We start from the raw sequence: 14,211 nt of genomic DNA, 5'->3' as shown, positions 1-14,211 counted from the left end.
AGTGGTGGCATCGCACAGCGGTGACCCCGGTTAGGAAAATGACGGTTTGCATCGCCCATGCCCTCCCGTTCTGGAGGAGTTGTGGAATGAGTAGATCAAAAGCGGCGAAGGTCGGTGATATGCCGATGATTGTGCCGGGCGCGGCGGCGATCGATATCGGATCGACCATGCACATGGCAGCGGTCAATCCCGACGCCGATGATCGGCCCGTACGCGCGTTCAACACATTCACCGGGGACCTGCATGACATGGCGCGCTGGTTCAAAGCGTGCGGCGTCACAAGCGTGGCGATGGAGTCTACCGGCGTCTACTGGATCCCGGCTTTCGAGGTGCTGGAGGAGCACGGGTTCCACGTCATCCTCGTCAATGCGCGGTATGCAAAGAATGTCCCCGGCCGCAAAACCGATGTGAATGATGCGTCATGGCTTCAGCGGCTGCACAGCTACGGCCTCTTGCGTGGCAGTTTTCGCCCCAAAGCCGGGGTCGCCACGTTGCGGGCCTACATGCGGCAGCGTGAGCGACTGATCGAGTACGCGGCATCGCATATCCAGCACATGCAGAAGGCGCTGATGGAGATGAATGTGCAATTGCACCACGTCGTCTCCGACATCACCGGCGCCACGGGCATGCGTGTTATCCGGGCCATCGCCGACGGCGAGCGCAACCCCGCCACCCTTGCCCAGATGCGTGACGTTCGATGTCATGCCAGCACCGAGACAATCTGTTCCGCCTTGACCGGCAACTGGCGCGATGAACACGTCTTCGCGCTGTGCCAATCGCTTGCGCTATTCGACTTTTACCAGCTCAAGATCGTGGAGTGCGACCGAAAGCTGGAGATTGCGCTCCGGGACCTAGAAGGCGGCGACGGGTACGACATTGCCCGTTTGCCGAAGGTTCGGACCAGGACCAAACAAGTGAACGCGCCGGACTTTGAAGTTCGTTCTGCGCTCTATCGCGTGCTGGGAGTAGACTTGACCCAGATCCACGGCATTGGACCATCGCTGGCCCTCAAGCTGGTCGGAGAGTGCGGCACTGACCTTGCGGCGTGGCCAAGCTCAAAGCACTTTACATCATGGCTGTGCCTGGCGCCGGGCAACAAGATATCGGGCGGCAAGCTGCTATCATCGAAAACGCGCCGATCATCGAGCCGGGCGGCGGCGCTGCTGCGCCTTGCGGCAACTACGATAGGCCGGACTGATACCGCGCTCGGTGCATTTTACCGCCGTCTGTCTGCAAGGGCAGGAAAGGCCAAGGCTGTGACCGCCACCGCGCGCAAGCTCGCCGTGTTGTTCTACAACGCGTTGCGTCACGGGATGGCGTATAGTGACCCCGGTGCAGCCCAATATGAAGAACGGTATCGCAGCCGGGTAATCGGCAATCTCCAGCGCCGCGCGAAAGCCTTCGGCTTCTCGCTCCAGGAACTGCCGTCAGAGCCTGAGACAGCTGTTTCTTAGGAAAGCCACCGCGTATTTCGCCAGGGATGCAAAGTGAGATACGCATTTGTCGCCGAGCATCGTGACCAGTTCAGGGTTCGGTCTATGTGTCGGTACCTGCGCATCCAGCCCAGCGGTTTCTATGCTTGGAAGAAGAGCCCACTGAGCACGCGGGCCCAGGAAGATGCTCGGCAGACAGAGTTGATCCGGCAAGCCTGGAACGACAGCGGTAAGGTCTATGGATACCGCAAGCTGCACGACGACCTGCTGGATCAGGGCGAGACCTGCTGTCCGAACCGCGTTGCCCGGTTGACCAGGCTGGCGGGTATCAAGGCGCAGGTCGGCTACAAGCGCCGACCGGGGAGCTATGGCGGCAAGCCGTCCCTGGCGGTCGACAACACCCTGGATCGCAAGTTCGACGTAGCCGCACCTGATAAGGCCTGGGTGACAGACATCACCTCCATCCGAACCTTGGAGGGCTTCGCCTATCTGGCCGTCGTGATTGATCTCTATTCCCGCCGCGTGGTGGGTTGGTCGATGCAGAGCAGGCAGACCACCGATGCGGTGCTGCAGGCGCTGCACATGGCGGTATGGCGGCGCAAGCCGAAGCAACGGGTGCTGATCCACTCGGATCAGGGCTCCCAGTTCACCAGCATGGACTGGGCGGCCTTCATCCGAGCTCACAATCTTGAGCATTCGATGAGCCGGCGCGGCAACTGTCATGACAACGCCGTCGCCGAGAGCTTCTTCTCCTCGCTCAAGCGTGAGCGCATCCGGCGCCGCACCTACAAAACACGCGATGAAGCCCGGCAGGACGTGTTCGATTACATCGAGATGTTCTACAACCCGGTGCGCAAGCTGGTCAGGAACGGGATGTTGTCACCCAACCAGTTCGAACGGCAGCAGATTTTGAGAGCAGAAGGCGTCTAGAAAACTAGGGGCTACTCAAAGCAAGGCATTCACCACCTCGCGCATGTCTGTCGTCCGACGACGACCTCCGCGCTTGGCCGGCGGGATGAACGGCTCCGCCAAAGACCACTCACGGTCCGTCATATCACTGGAATAGCGCAATCCTTTCCGGCTATGCTCCTGCCGGGCAATACCAGTCCATGTCATTGATCACTCCATCTCTCGCAGGACGGCGTGAATCACAACATGCTGGTATTGCTCAACAACTTTCGGCGCGGGCTCTTAAGCTCGATCCGAGTGATTGACGGCGAGCCCCCGCAAGCTGCAAGGCAAAGGGAGATAACTGGGATAGCGAAGAACCGATGTTCCATCCGGTCAGCTTATGGAATTTCAGAATGGCCGCTATCTGAAAAATTGCGATGTTCAACAAACGTCCGCCACGGAACGCGTCCTGCCGCTCCGTGTTTTAACCCAACCCCGCTCAGGCTGAGCTTGTCGAAGCCCGCACGCGGGGCGTGACTATCCTCTGGTCGGCCTTGTCACAGCGCGTTGCTGCGGCGGGCTTCAACAAGCCCGGCCTGCGCGGGATTGCGAGGTCAGCAAACGCGGCGTTCCTGTTCGCCGCCCCCGACCGTTCATCCCCGCGGCGCGCGGTAGCCGACGGCCTCGCCGATCTCGCCCGCCGTGGCGACGATCGCGGCGGCGAGGTCGTCGACGATGTCGTCGGTCAGGTAGTGCGCGGCGCTGGCGATGGAGAGGGCGATGCAGATCTGGCGGCGGGCATCGCGGATCGGCGCGGCGATGGAACGCACGCCGTCGCCCAGTTCGCTGTCGTGCAGCACATAGCCCCGCGCCTTGTGCACGCGCATCTGCGCCACGTAGTCCTTCATCGCCCTGGCCGAAACCTTGCCGCCGCTCGCCTGGCGGTAGAGGTCTTCCCAGACCTCTTCCGGCTCATCGAGCAGCAGCGCCTTGCCAAGACCCGTCTCGGCGATCGGGCGGCGGTCGCCCGGGGCGGTGGCGACGCGCAGGCGCTGGCGGCCGGTCACGCGGTCGAGGTGGCGGGACCAGTCGCCCTCGCGTTTGCCCACGAAGACGCAGAAGCCGGTGTCCTCCGACAGCTTTTCCATGAACGGACGCGCCACGCGCACGTAGTCGATCTGCTGGGTGGCCATGACGCCCAGTTCGAGCAGCTTGGGGCCGAGCCCGAAGCCATCATTGGTCACCGAGAGATAGCCGCGCGATTTCAGCGCCTGGGCAAGGCGATGCGCGGTGGTCTTGCTCATGCCCAGCTTGCGGGCGAGATCGGCGGCGCGGATCGGCCCGTCGATCACCTCATCCATGATGTCCAGCGCACGCATCAAGGTCTGCGTGCCTTTCACTTCGACATCGGCCTTGTCTTCGCGCTGTGCCGTCATAGTTCGTAATCCGTTCGTTCGCCCCACTTAGAGGGACGCTTACCCACCCGTTCCACATGATCTAGTGCCTGCGCCGCCAAGGTCAACCGCATTGCACGGCCGCCGCTATCCCGCAGCGTCGCGGCAATCGCTGCCTTACACCGCCCATTGCAGCATCGTCGCGATCAGGCCGTCGGCGGCAGGATTGCCCGGCCCCGGCCCGATCACGACAAATTCGACGTCCGGCAGGGCAGGCAGGGTGGCTCCCGCAGGGACGACCGCCAGCCCGCGCGGCATCAGCCGTTCCGAATGGGGCATGATGCCGATCCCCGCGCGTGCCGCCGCGCTGAGCCCGGCGAGGCTGGCGCTGGTGAAGGCGATCCGCCAGTCACGCCCGCAGCCTTCCAGCGTTTCCAGCGCCCTGGCGCGGGTGACGCTGGGCGGGGGGTAGAGCAGCAGCGGCAGCGGTGCATGGGCATCGAGGTGAAATTCCGGATGCGCGATCCAGCGGATCGGCTCCTGCCATGCCCTCGTGCCGCGCCGGTCACCGGCCCGGCGCTTGACGAAAATGACGTCGAGCCGCCCGGCGTCGAAGGCATCGTAGAGGTCGTGGCTGAGGCCCCCGCTCAGTTCCAGATCGACCTCGGGATGGCGCCGCGCGAACGTGGCGAGCACGTCGGGCAGGGCGGACAGCACGAAGTCCTCCGAGGCCCCGAGGCGCAGCCGCCCGCGCAGGGGCGCTTCGGACAGGGTCTGGCCCAGCCGGACATGCGAATCGATGATCGCGCGGGCCTGGTCCAGCAGCCGCTCGCCCGAGGGCGTCAGCGCCATGCGGTGCGTGTCGCGGTCGAGCAAGCGCCGCCCGGCGAGCGTTTCGAGACGCCCGATCTGCTGGCTGACGGTCGACTGGCGCAGGCCGAGCGCGCGCGCCGCGCGGGTGAAGCTGCCGGCGTCGACCACTGCCACGAAGGCCTGGAGGAGATCGACCGGAATGAGGTTCGGAACGGACATGGTCATCATTATTCATGATAAGTGTTATCGTGGCTATCGGGATTGTCGATCATTGCCCGCAAGCGCAGATGGGCCGTCTTCCCAGACGAGACTTTCCATGGCCCTGCTGACGACGATCCGTTCCCGCCTCGATCCCTACCTGCTCTTGCTGATCGGCACCGTTGCGCTTGCCGCGCTGATGCCTGCGACGGGGCGGGCGAGCGGGGTGGTCGACCGGGCGGTCAACCTTGCCGTCGCCCTGCTGTTCCTGCTCTACGGGGCGCGGCTGAAACCGCAGGCGATCTGGTCGGGACTGTCGCACTGGCGGTTGCAGGCGCTGATCTTTGCCAGCACCTACATGCTGTTCCCGCTGATCGGCATCGTCATGACGCTGCTGCTGCGGGGCCACCTGCCGGGCGATATCGTCACCGGGCTGCTGTTCCTCTGCCTGCTGCCCTCGACCGTGCAATCCTCCATTGCCTTCACCGCGATCGCGCGCGGCAACGTGCCCGGCGCGCTGTGCAGCGCCTCGCTGTCCAACGTGCTGGGCGTGTTCCTGACGCCGATCCTCGTCTCGCAATTGCTGCCAGCGGCCAGCGGCGGCTTTTCGCTGCAGGCGCTGGAGGACATCGCGCTGCAGATTCTGCTGCCCTTCGCGGTGGGACAGGCCCTGCGCCCGTGGATCGGCGCCTGGCTCTCCCGTCATGCGCTGCTGACCGCGGTCGTCGATCGCGGATCGGTGCTGGTGGTGGTCTATGCCGCCTTCAGCGCGGGCATGGTGGCCGGGATCTGGCACCAGCTTTCGCCCGCCAGCATCGCGCTCGTGCTGCTGATCGACCTGGCGGTTCTGGCACTGGTCCTGCTTGTCACCACCTGGGCCAGCCGGGCGCTGGCCTTCTCGAAGGAGGACGAGATCGCCATCGTGTTCTGCGGATCGAAAAAGAGCATGGCGGGCGGCATCCCGATGGCGGCGATCCTGTTTCCCGGCCATGCCGTGGGCCTGATCGTGCTGCCGCTGATGCTGTTCCATCAGGCCCAGCTGTTCGTCTGCGCGGGGCTGGCGCGGCGCTACGGCCGGCGCCAGGACTCCGCTTTGCAAGGCGCCCGCAGGCTACCATGAGCGGGTGGCAGGCTGGGGGATTACTCGTAGGCCGTGCGCCCCAGCCGTCCCACTGCCCGCAGCAAGCCGGCCTCAGCCACCAGGACGTCCGATTTCGCGAGGGCGACGGCCAGCTGGGCGGCGCGCAGGCTCTGGTCGGCGACAAGGATGTCGACAGTCGAACGCAGGCCGAATGCATATTCCGCCCGCACCCCCTTGAGCGCAAGGTCGGCGGCGGCCAGCCCCTCGGTGTTGGCGCGCAGGCGCGCCCCGGCTGCATTCAGCGCGGCCCAGGCGGTGTCGGCGCCGCGCATGGCGTCGCGCTCGGCGGCATCGGCCTGAAACCGCTCGGCACGGTTGTTCGCTTCCGCCTGGCGCACCCGCGACGCGACGAGGCCGCCGGTCAGCAGGGGGACCCGCAGTGTGATCCCCACCGAAGCGGCATTCTCGAAATCGTCGAGCCTGCCGTCCGTCCAGCGCTCGCCCCGCCCCAGCGCACCGCCCAGATCGATCGAGGGGGCGCCTTCCGCCCGCGCCCGGTCGATCCGCGCCGCCGAAGCGGCCACCGCGAGGCGTTGCTGGAGCAGGGCGGGATTGGCAGCTTCCGCCGCGCGCCGCGCCTCGTCCCTGCTCGCCGGTAGCGCCGCCGGCGGCGGCACATCGGGCACCAGCGTGCCCGCGTCGTGCCCCACCGCCGCGCGGTACGTCGCCTCCGCCGTGGCCAGCGCGCCTTCGGCATCGGCGAGGTTGGCGACGACGGTGGCGCGCTGCGCCTCGAGCTGCGCGACGTCGGTGCGGGTCGCCTGTCCGAGGTCGTAGCGGGCGCGGGTCTCGGCCACTTGCGTGTCGAGCCGCTGGATGCCGACGCGGGCGACTTCCACGGCCTGCTGGTTGTAGAGCAGCGCGGCATAGGCGGAGACCACGCCCTGCAGGATGGCGGCCTCGCTGTCGCGCAGGGCCTGCTCGCCGGCGGCGACGTCGCCGTTGGCCGCGCGCAGGGCCGAGGACACGCGGCCGCCGGTCCAGATCGGCAGGGCGAGGTTCGCGGTGAGCGAGGCCGCCTTGCCGTAGCCCTGCCGGTCGTACCCGCCATTGCCCTCGACCGACAGCGTGGGCCGCGCCAGCGCGCGTTCCTGCTCGGGCGTCTCGGCAAGCGCTTCCTGCCGGGCGCGGGCGGCGGCCAGTTGCGGGTTGGTCTCGTAGGCCGCGGCGATGGCCTCGCCGAGGGTCTCGGCCGAGGCCCGTGGGATCAACGGCGGGATGAACGGCGAAAGGAGCAGCAGGGCGGGCAGCAGGGGCGCACACCGGGCCACACACTGGGCCGCCCCGCAGGACAGGGTGCGCCTACTCATGGCGCAGCGCCCAGGCCGGAGCCGCGCGGCTGGCACGCAGCGATTGCCCCAGCACCGTCAGCACCGCGATCACCGTCGCCAGGACGCTGCCGCCGATGAAGAACAGCGGCGAGAGCGCCACGCGGTCGTCGAAGCCGGTCAGCCATGTCCGCATGGCGACAAAGGCCAGCGGCCAGGCCACGAGATTGGCAAGCAGCACCGGCCGCAGGAACTGGCCGACCAGCAGCCTTGCGATGTCGGCCGAGGAGGCGCCCAGCGTCTTGCGGATGCCGATTTCCTTGATCCGCATCTGGGTATTGTACGAGGCCAGCCCCCAGAGCCCGACGCAGCCGATCAGCACCGCCAGCCCCGCGCCGATCGCGAAGAGCCGGGTCGCCCGGTCGTCCGCCTCGTAGAACTTGGTAAGCTGGGTATCGGCGGTCGCCGCCTCGAACGGCACTTGCGGCACGCTGCGCTGCCAGATCGTGCGCAGGGCATCCATCGTCACGCGCGGATCGCCGGTGTAGCGGATCGAGACGACCGCCGTGAGGGCCTTCTCCGGCTGGCTGTAATAGACATAATAGGTCGCGCTGTTGGGCTGGCGCGGGGAAAAGAAGCGCATGTCCTCGACCACGCCGATGATCGTGCGCGGGCGCTTTCCGCCGACGGTCTTGCCGATCGCCTCCTGCGGCGAGCGGAAGCCCAGCGTCGACACGGCCTGGCGGTTGATCACGATGTTGATGCCGCTGGCCATGTCGCGCGCCAGTGCGTCGTCGTCGCGGTGCGCCGCGTCGAACACGCGCCCGGCCAGGACGCGGGCGCCGTAGACCTTGAAGAAATCGGGCCCGGTGATGATCCAGCGCAGCGACGGCCCGTCACCGGCAACACCGGGGAGAGGGACGTTGTCGGCATTGTCCTCGCCGCTGCCGCCCGCCGCATTGTTGCCGATCGCGGCGCTGCGCACCGAGGGCAGGTCGCGGATCGCGGCGGCGATCATGCGGGTCCGGTCCGCGCCGACCAGACTGTCGCGGGTGGAGAGCAGCAGCATCAGCCCCTCGCGCTGGAAACCGAGGTCGGACTGGCGGACATGGCGGGTCTGCGCGACCAGCACCGCGGTGCCGACCATGAAGGCGATGGCGAGGCCGAACTGGAGCACCACCAGTCCCTCGCGCACGCGGGTGCCGACGCGCCCGCCGCCGGGCGAGCGGGCGGAGGCCAGCACGCTGGCCGCCGGATAGCGGGAGAGCAGCAGCGCCGGGTAGAAGCCCGCCAGCAGGCCGACGACCAGCGTCAGCACCATCAGCGCGGGCACCACCAGCGCATAAGGGATGGTCAGCGAGAGGCCGCCAGCCGCATTGACCAGCGGCAGGCTGAGTTCGGCGAGAATGAGGCCGAGCAGCGCGGCGATGCCCACGGTCAGCACTGCCTCGCCGAGGAACTGGCGCACCAGGGCCCGCCGGTCCGCGCCCAGGACCTTGCGCATGGCCACTTCGCGGGCGCGCAAGTTGGCGCGCGCGGTCGCCAGGTTGACGTAGTTGACGATCGCCACCAGCAGGGTGAGCAGGCCGACGATGGCCAGCGTCACCACGGTGATCTTGGCGCTGGCGCTGGCCGACCCGGCCGGTTCCAGATGCATCCGGGTGAGCGGGAGCAGCGTGATTTGCTGGATCTTGGAGGCATCCTTGCCCATGTCGGCGAGGCCGCGCCGGTCGACGAAGGGCGGCAGCTTCTGCTCGAACGCGCGTGCGGCCTGGGGCGTGTCGAAGCGCAGGAAGGTCTGGAGCGAGGAACTGCCCCAGTGGAACCATTGCTCCGAGGGCGGCGTGGCGGGCAGCGGCACCAGCAGCGAAATCCGCAAGTCGCTGTTGGCGGGCAGGTCGCGGAAGACACCGGCGACGCGGTAGTTGACGGCCTTGTCCACGGCGATGGTCAGGGTCTGGCCGATGGGATCGCTGGTGCCGAAATACCGGCGCGCCAGCGTCTCGCTGATGAGGACGTTGGCGGGCTGGCGCAGCGCGCTGCCGCTGCCGCGCACCATCGGCAGGTCGAAGACATCGAAGAACGAGGCGTCGACCTGCGCGACGTCGGCCGATGTGGCGACCCCGCCGCGAATGACCGTGCCGCCGTTCCGGCCGCCCCGGATGCGGGTGCCGACGACCCCGGGAAAGTCCTCGCGCAGCTGTTCGAGCAGGCCGCCCATCGTGTAGGGATAGGCGCCGTTGAACGGGCTTTCCGGCAGGTTCCAGACGGTCTGCGCCACGTAGACGCGGTCATGGCGGGGCAGCCATGTCTCGTAGCTGGTCTCGAACCGGGCATAGAGCCCGAGGACCAGGAACACCGCGATGCCCACCGCCAGCCCGCCGACGTTGAGCGCGGCATAGAGCTTGTGGCGGGTGAGCGAGCGGTAGAGCGAAAGCAGCGCGAAGCGGTTCATGGCAGGCCCCTTCAGATCGCGCGCATGGCCGAGGCGACGATGCGCCCGTCCAGCATGTCGATGCGGCGCCGGGCCATGTCGGCATGGCTTGGCGAGTGGGTGACCATGACGATGGTGGCGCCTTCCTCGTTGAGCGCCTGCAGGATGTTCATCACCTGCTCGCCGTTGGCCGTGTCGAGATTGCCGGTCGGTTCGTCGGCCAGGATCAGCTTCGGATCGCCGACGATGGCGCGGGCGATCGCGGCGCGCTGCTGCTGGCCGCCCGACAGCTGGTGCGGGAAGTGGCGGGCGCGGTGGGCGATGCCGACTTTGTCCATCGCCTGCGAGACCCGGGCGCGGCGATCCCCGCCGTTGGCCCGGTAGGCAAGGCCGAGGGCGACGTTTTCCTCGATCGTCAGCTCGTCGATCAGGTTGAAGCTCTGGAACACGAAACCGAGCATCGCCCCGCGAAACCGGGCGAGCGCCTTCTCGCCCATCGCGGCCAGGTCCTGGTCGCCGAACAGGTAGCGTCCCGAGGTCGGGCGGTCGACGGTGCCCAGCGTGTTGAGCAGGGTGGACTTGCCGCAGCCCGAGGGCCCCATCACGGCCAGGAATTCGCCGGCGGCGACCGCGAGGTCGATGTCGCGCAGGGCCGTCGTCTCGACTTCGTCCGAGACGTAGCGGCGCTGGATCTGTTCCAGTCGGATCATGTGGATGTTCCCTGTTACCGAAGATTGAGGATGTCGCCGGTGATCGACGCGGTGTTGGATGTGACGATGCGCTCGCCCGGCTGGAGGCCGGACAGGATCTCGACCTGCTCGGGATTGCGGCGGCCGGTCTTCACAGTGCGGCGGCGGGCATGGGCACCGTCGGCGTCGAGCACGAAGACCGAGGTGCCGGCACCTGCCTCCAGCCAGCCGCCGACCGGGGCGACCAGTGCCGGGGCGGTGCTGCCCAGGGTGATGCGGATGTCGACCGTCTGCCCCCGGTTGAGCCCGGCAGGCGGGGCGCCGACGAAGTCCAGCTCGGCGCGGAAACGCCCGTCCTTCACGGCGGGCAGCACTTTCGAGACGGTCAGGCGCGCGCCTTCGGCCACCGCCTTCTGGCCGGGAGCCACGCGGCGCAGGTAATATTCGTCGACATCGGCGGTCAGCTTCCAGGAGCCTTCGCTGTCGACCTGCCCGGCCGGGTCGCCCGGTTTCAGCGCCTGTCCGGGCTGGATCGTGAAGTTGGTGAGGCGTCCGCCCATGGGCGCGCGGATCGTCAGCGCATCGAGGCTGGCGCGCACGGCGGCAAGATTGCTTTCAAGGCGCGCGCGGGTGTCGTTGAGGCGGGCGCCCTGGGTGGCGGTGATCCCGGCCTCGCGGGTGCTGCCCGATTGCAGCTGGGCCAGCCGCTTCTGCTGGTAGGCGGCCTCTTCGGCGTAGCTGCGCACGCCCGCGTCGGAGAGGTAGCCCTGATCGTAGAGCTGCTGGCGGATGGCGAGTTCGCGGCGCGCCCGGATGAGGTCGTAATTGGCCTGGGCGACCTGCCCGGCGCGGTCGATGCGGTTGCGCTCGATCCCCAGGTTCTCGCCCGCCACGCCGCCCAGCTGGCTGGCGATCTGCGCCTCGCGGGTCAGCACGTCGAGCCGCAGTTCGGGGTTGGCGAGCACGGCCAGCGGCTGGCCTGCCGAAACCATGGCGCCGTCCTGCACCAGCAGTTTCTCGACCTGCCCGCCGGAGAGCACCCCGACCAGCGTCGTCACTTTGGGAGCGACCGTCGCGCGCACCGGCAGGTAGTCCGCAAAAGGCGCGCGGGTCGCGGTGCCGATCTCGATCTGGGCGGCGGCGATGTCGGTGGATCCGCTGGCCGGCAGCATGCGCCACAGCAGGACCGCGGCAACCGCGCCCCCGGCGATCGCCAGCACCATGGGCCGCCGCCACAGCGGCGGGCGGCGGCGTTCCACCTTGCGGTCCATCAGGGCGCCGGGCGCCGCCTCGGGGGAAACAGTTGCATGTGCGGGCTGTTCGGTCATCATGAGGACAGTGTCCCTCAACTCTGCTTGAAAGCCTAAACATCGATGAATGCTGGACTTTTTGAAGGGCGCAGCGCCGATGGCCGTCCGCAGGCGGACATGGTGTCCGAAAATGGACACTCCGGGGGACTGTCAAGCGACAGCGCGATCCTGCTGGTCGATGACAATCCTGCCGTGGCGGGCGCCATGCAGATCGCCTTTCGCGTGGCGGGGCGCCGGATCGAGACCGCCAGCGGGCCGGAAGAGGCGTTGTCGCGCCTCGCCGGCCGCCGCTTCGATGCGATCCTGCTCGACATGAATTTCACCCCCGGCCAGTCGAGCGGGGAGGAGGGGCTGGCCCTGCTCACGCGGATCATCGCGGACGATCCGGGGGCATGCGTGCTGGTCATCACCGCGCATAGCGGCATCCGTATCGCCGTCGCGGCGATGCAGGCCGGGGCGCGGGACTTCGTGATGAAGCCCTGGCGCAACGGCGACCTCATGGCCAAAGTGGAGGCCGCCATCGCGCGCGGACCGTCGGTGGGGCCGGGGGCGGTAGCAGGCGGGGGAGCAGGCGCGGTAGCGGGCGGGGGCGCCAGTTCCAGTTCCGGCGCGGCCGGTCCGGTCGGGCTGCTGGGGGAAAGCGCGGTGATGCAAGGCCTGCGCGATCTGGTCCGGCGGGTCGCGCCGACACCGGCCGGGGTGACCGTGACCGGGCCCTCTGGCAGTGGGCGCATGCTCACCGCGCTGGCGCTCCATGCCGCCTCGGCGCATGGCGGTGGCGAGGCGGCGCGGATCGACCTGCGCGACGGGAGCGCCTGGGCCGGTCTGCCGCAGGGGCCGGGAACGGTGATCCTGCGCCATCCCGACCGGCTGGACGAAGTGGAACAGGCCCGCCTGCTCGACCGCCTGCCGCCGCAGCTGCGCTGCATCGCCATCGTCGACGACCTCGGCGGCTTGACCCCGGCCATGCGGCGGCGGATCGCGACGGTCGAGATCGCGGTCCCCCCGCTTGCGCAGCGGGAAGGCGACGCCGTGCTGCTGGCGCGCCATTTTGCGCGCCTTGCCGCGGAGCGTTTCGCGCGTCCGTCCCCCCGGCTGACGGCGGCGGCGGAAGCGGCGATCGCCGCGACATGCTGGGACGACGAGGTGCGCGGCCTGGCGCTGGCGGTCGAGCGGGCGGTGCTGCTGGCCGAGGACGGGACCATCGATGCAGCCGCACTGGCCGCACCGGCCACACTGGCGGCGCCGCGGCTTGCCGAAGGCGCCGACGCCAGTTTCGACCTGACCGATGCCGAACGGGCGATGATCGAGGCCGCCTTGCGTGAGCATCGCCACAACGTCACCCACGCTGCCGCCGCGCTGGGGCTCAGCCGGGGTGCGCTCTATCGCCGCATGGCGCGCCATGGGCTCTAGGCCGTTCCTGCAGGGCCCGCCGGGATGGCGGGCATTGGTGAGCGGGATCGGGCTTGCCCTCAGCGGCGTGGCGGCCTGCGAGGCCTGGCACCGGGCGATGTGGGGCAGCTTTACCGGGGCTGGGCTGGTCGCGGCCTGGATCATCCTGCTGCAGGTCTGGCGGACCGGGCGCGGCAACGTGCCAGCGGCGGCGGCGGAACTCGATGCGGAGGCGGGTGAGGCGGGCTTGCATCGCCTGCTGCTCGATGCGGCGCCGACCCCGATGCTCGCCATCGAGGGGGAGGCGGCGCGCGCGCTCAACCGTGCGGCGCGGCGTCTTTTCGCGACGGATGACAAGGTTCTGCCGATGCCCGCCGCGCTTGCCGATGGCGCTTGCGGCCACTGGCGCCACGCGGGCCGCAACTGGCGGCTGGACCGGGTGGTGCTTCCCGCCGAAGGCCGCACCGTCGTTGCCCTGATCGACATCGAACAGGAGGAAAACGCCGCCGAGGCGCGCGCGACCGCCGAGATGATCCAGGTCCTGGGTCACGAACTTCTGAACGGCCTGGCGCCGATCGTGTCGCTGGCGGACAGCGGCGTTGCCGCGATCGCTGGCCCTGCTGCTGCTGGCCCCGCTGCCGCCGGCCCCTCTCCCGATGGCCCCGCGCCCGACACGGCGCTGCTGCGCGAAATCCTCGGCACGCTGGCCCGGCAGGCGGAAGGGTTGCAGCGGTTTGTCGAGGCCTACCGCATTCTCGCCCGTCTGCCGCCGCCGCAGTTGCGCCCGGTGGCGCTCGATCAGTTGCTGGAGGACCTCACGCGCCTGTTCGCCGGACGCTGGCCGCAGGTGGCGTTCTGCGTCGATGCCGCGCCGGGCCTTTGCTGGCCGATGGACCGGGACCAGATCAGCCAGGCGCTGTGGGCGCTGATCCAGAATGCGGTGGAAGCCGCCCTTGCCGATCGCGGCGAGCATGCCCGGATCGGCCTTGCCGTGAGCCGCTCCGATCGCGGGCTCTGCCTGGAGGTTCGGGACAATGGCAACGGCATCGCCCCGCAGGACGCGGCGCATGTGTTCCGGGCGTTTCATACGACCAAGGCGGATGGGACCGGCATCGGCCTCAGCCTCGCGCGCCAGATCGCGCAAGTCCACGGCGGCACGCTGTCGACCTATCGCAGCGATCTGACGGTTTTCCGGCTGCTTCTGCCGGAGCCTCGCGGGTGCAGCCAATTTCTGGCTTGATCGCTGCG

Annotated in this window: 10 protein-coding genes and 2 pseudogenes; 5 read left to right on the top strand and 7 right to left on the bottom strand. The window is 68.5% G+C overall.

Going from position 1 to position 14,211, the window contains the following annotated elements; genetic code table 11:
* Positions 1-86: 86 nt before the first annotated feature.
* On the top strand, positions 87-1,454 hold the full coding sequence (locus CA833_RS23570; protein WP_242526036.1) for an IS110 family transposase: 1,368 nt from the start codon (positions 87-89) through the stop codon (positions 1,452-1,454).
* Positions 1,455-2,363 (top strand): annotated as a pseudogene (locus CA833_RS23565) (IS3 family transposase); the annotation flags it as partial.
* Between the two features lie 18 nt (positions 2,364-2,381).
* Here CA833_RS23565 and CA833_RS23560 read toward each other — a convergent pair.
* From CA833_RS23560 to CA833_RS23550, 3 genes and pseudogenes are all read right to left on the bottom strand, one after another.
* Positions 2,382-2,549, bottom strand: a pseudogene (locus tag CA833_RS23560) (transposase); the annotation flags it as partial.
* Between the two features lie 428 nt (positions 2,550-2,977).
* A complete protein-coding gene (locus CA833_RS23555; RefSeq protein ID WP_242526455.1) occupies positions 2,978-3,760 on the bottom strand; it encodes an IclR family transcriptional regulator in 783 nt (260 codons plus the stop codon).
* 135 nt (positions 3,761-3,895) lie between these two features.
* On the bottom strand, positions 3,896-4,750 hold the full coding sequence (locus CA833_RS23550; protein ID WP_242526454.1) for a LysR family transcriptional regulator: 855 nt from the start codon (positions 4,748-4,750) through the stop codon (positions 3,896-3,898).
* Positions 4,751-4,847: 97 nt separating this feature from the next.
* On the opposite strand from CA833_RS23550, the gene CA833_RS23545 reads away from it, so the two are divergent.
* Complete coding sequence (locus CA833_RS23545; protein ID WP_207080410.1) at positions 4,848-5,849, top strand: bile acid:sodium symporter family protein; 1,002 nt, start codon at positions 4,848-4,850, stop codon at positions 5,847-5,849.
* A gap of 20 nt (positions 5,850-5,869) precedes the next feature.
* On the opposite strand, the gene CA833_RS23540 is transcribed toward CA833_RS23545, so the two are convergent.
* Genes CA833_RS23540 through CA833_RS23525 form a run of 4 tightly spaced genes read right to left on the bottom strand, consistent with a single transcriptional unit; the run spans position 5,870 to position 11,592 of the window.
* Positions 5,870-7,180 carry a TolC family outer membrane protein gene (locus CA833_RS23540; RefSeq protein ID WP_207080409.1) on the bottom strand — a complete coding sequence of 437 codons (1,311 nt, stop codon included), beginning with the start codon at positions 7,178-7,180 and terminating at the stop codon, positions 5,870-5,872.
* Entirely contained in the window at positions 7,173-9,593 is a 2,421-nt protein-coding gene (locus tag CA833_RS23535; RefSeq protein WP_207080408.1) for an ABC transporter permease, read from the bottom strand. The genes CA833_RS23540 and CA833_RS23535 overlap by 8 nt, the downstream gene beginning before the upstream one ends.
* A gap of 11 nt (positions 9,594-9,604) precedes the next feature.
* The gene (locus tag CA833_RS23530; RefSeq protein WP_207080407.1) at positions 9,605-10,282 is read right to left on the bottom strand and encodes an ABC transporter ATP-binding protein; all 678 of its coding nucleotides are present in this window, start codon (positions 10,280-10,282) and stop codon (positions 9,605-9,607) included.
* Positions 10,283-10,296: 14 nt separating this feature from the next.
* Positions 10,297-11,592 carry an efflux RND transporter periplasmic adaptor subunit gene (locus CA833_RS23525; protein ID WP_242526453.1) on the bottom strand — a complete coding sequence of 432 codons (1,296 nt, stop codon included), beginning with the start codon at positions 11,590-11,592 and terminating at the stop codon, positions 10,297-10,299.
* 42 nt (positions 11,593-11,634) lie between these two features.
* Here CA833_RS23525 and CA833_RS23520 point away from each other — a divergent pair, with 42 nt between their 5' ends.
* Positions 11,635-12,984 carry a sigma-54 dependent transcriptional regulator gene (locus tag CA833_RS23520; RefSeq protein WP_242526452.1) on the top strand — a complete coding sequence of 450 codons (1,350 nt, stop codon included), beginning with the start codon at positions 11,635-11,637 and terminating at the stop codon, positions 12,982-12,984.
* Entirely contained in the window at positions 12,893-14,203 is a 1,311-nt protein-coding gene (locus CA833_RS23515) for a PAS domain-containing sensor histidine kinase (RefSeq protein WP_242526451.1), read from the top strand. The genes CA833_RS23520 and CA833_RS23515 overlap by 92 nt, the downstream gene beginning before the upstream one ends.
* The last annotated feature ends 8 nt before the right edge of the window (positions 14,204-14,211 follow it).

The sequence above is a fragment of the Novosphingobium sp. KA1 genome (assembly GCF_017309955.1).
GTDB lineage: Bacteria > Pseudomonadota > Alphaproteobacteria > Sphingomonadales > Sphingomonadaceae > Novosphingobium.
Note: the sequence above shows the minus strand (reverse complement) of the source record. Positions and strands in the feature narration are given on the sequence as shown.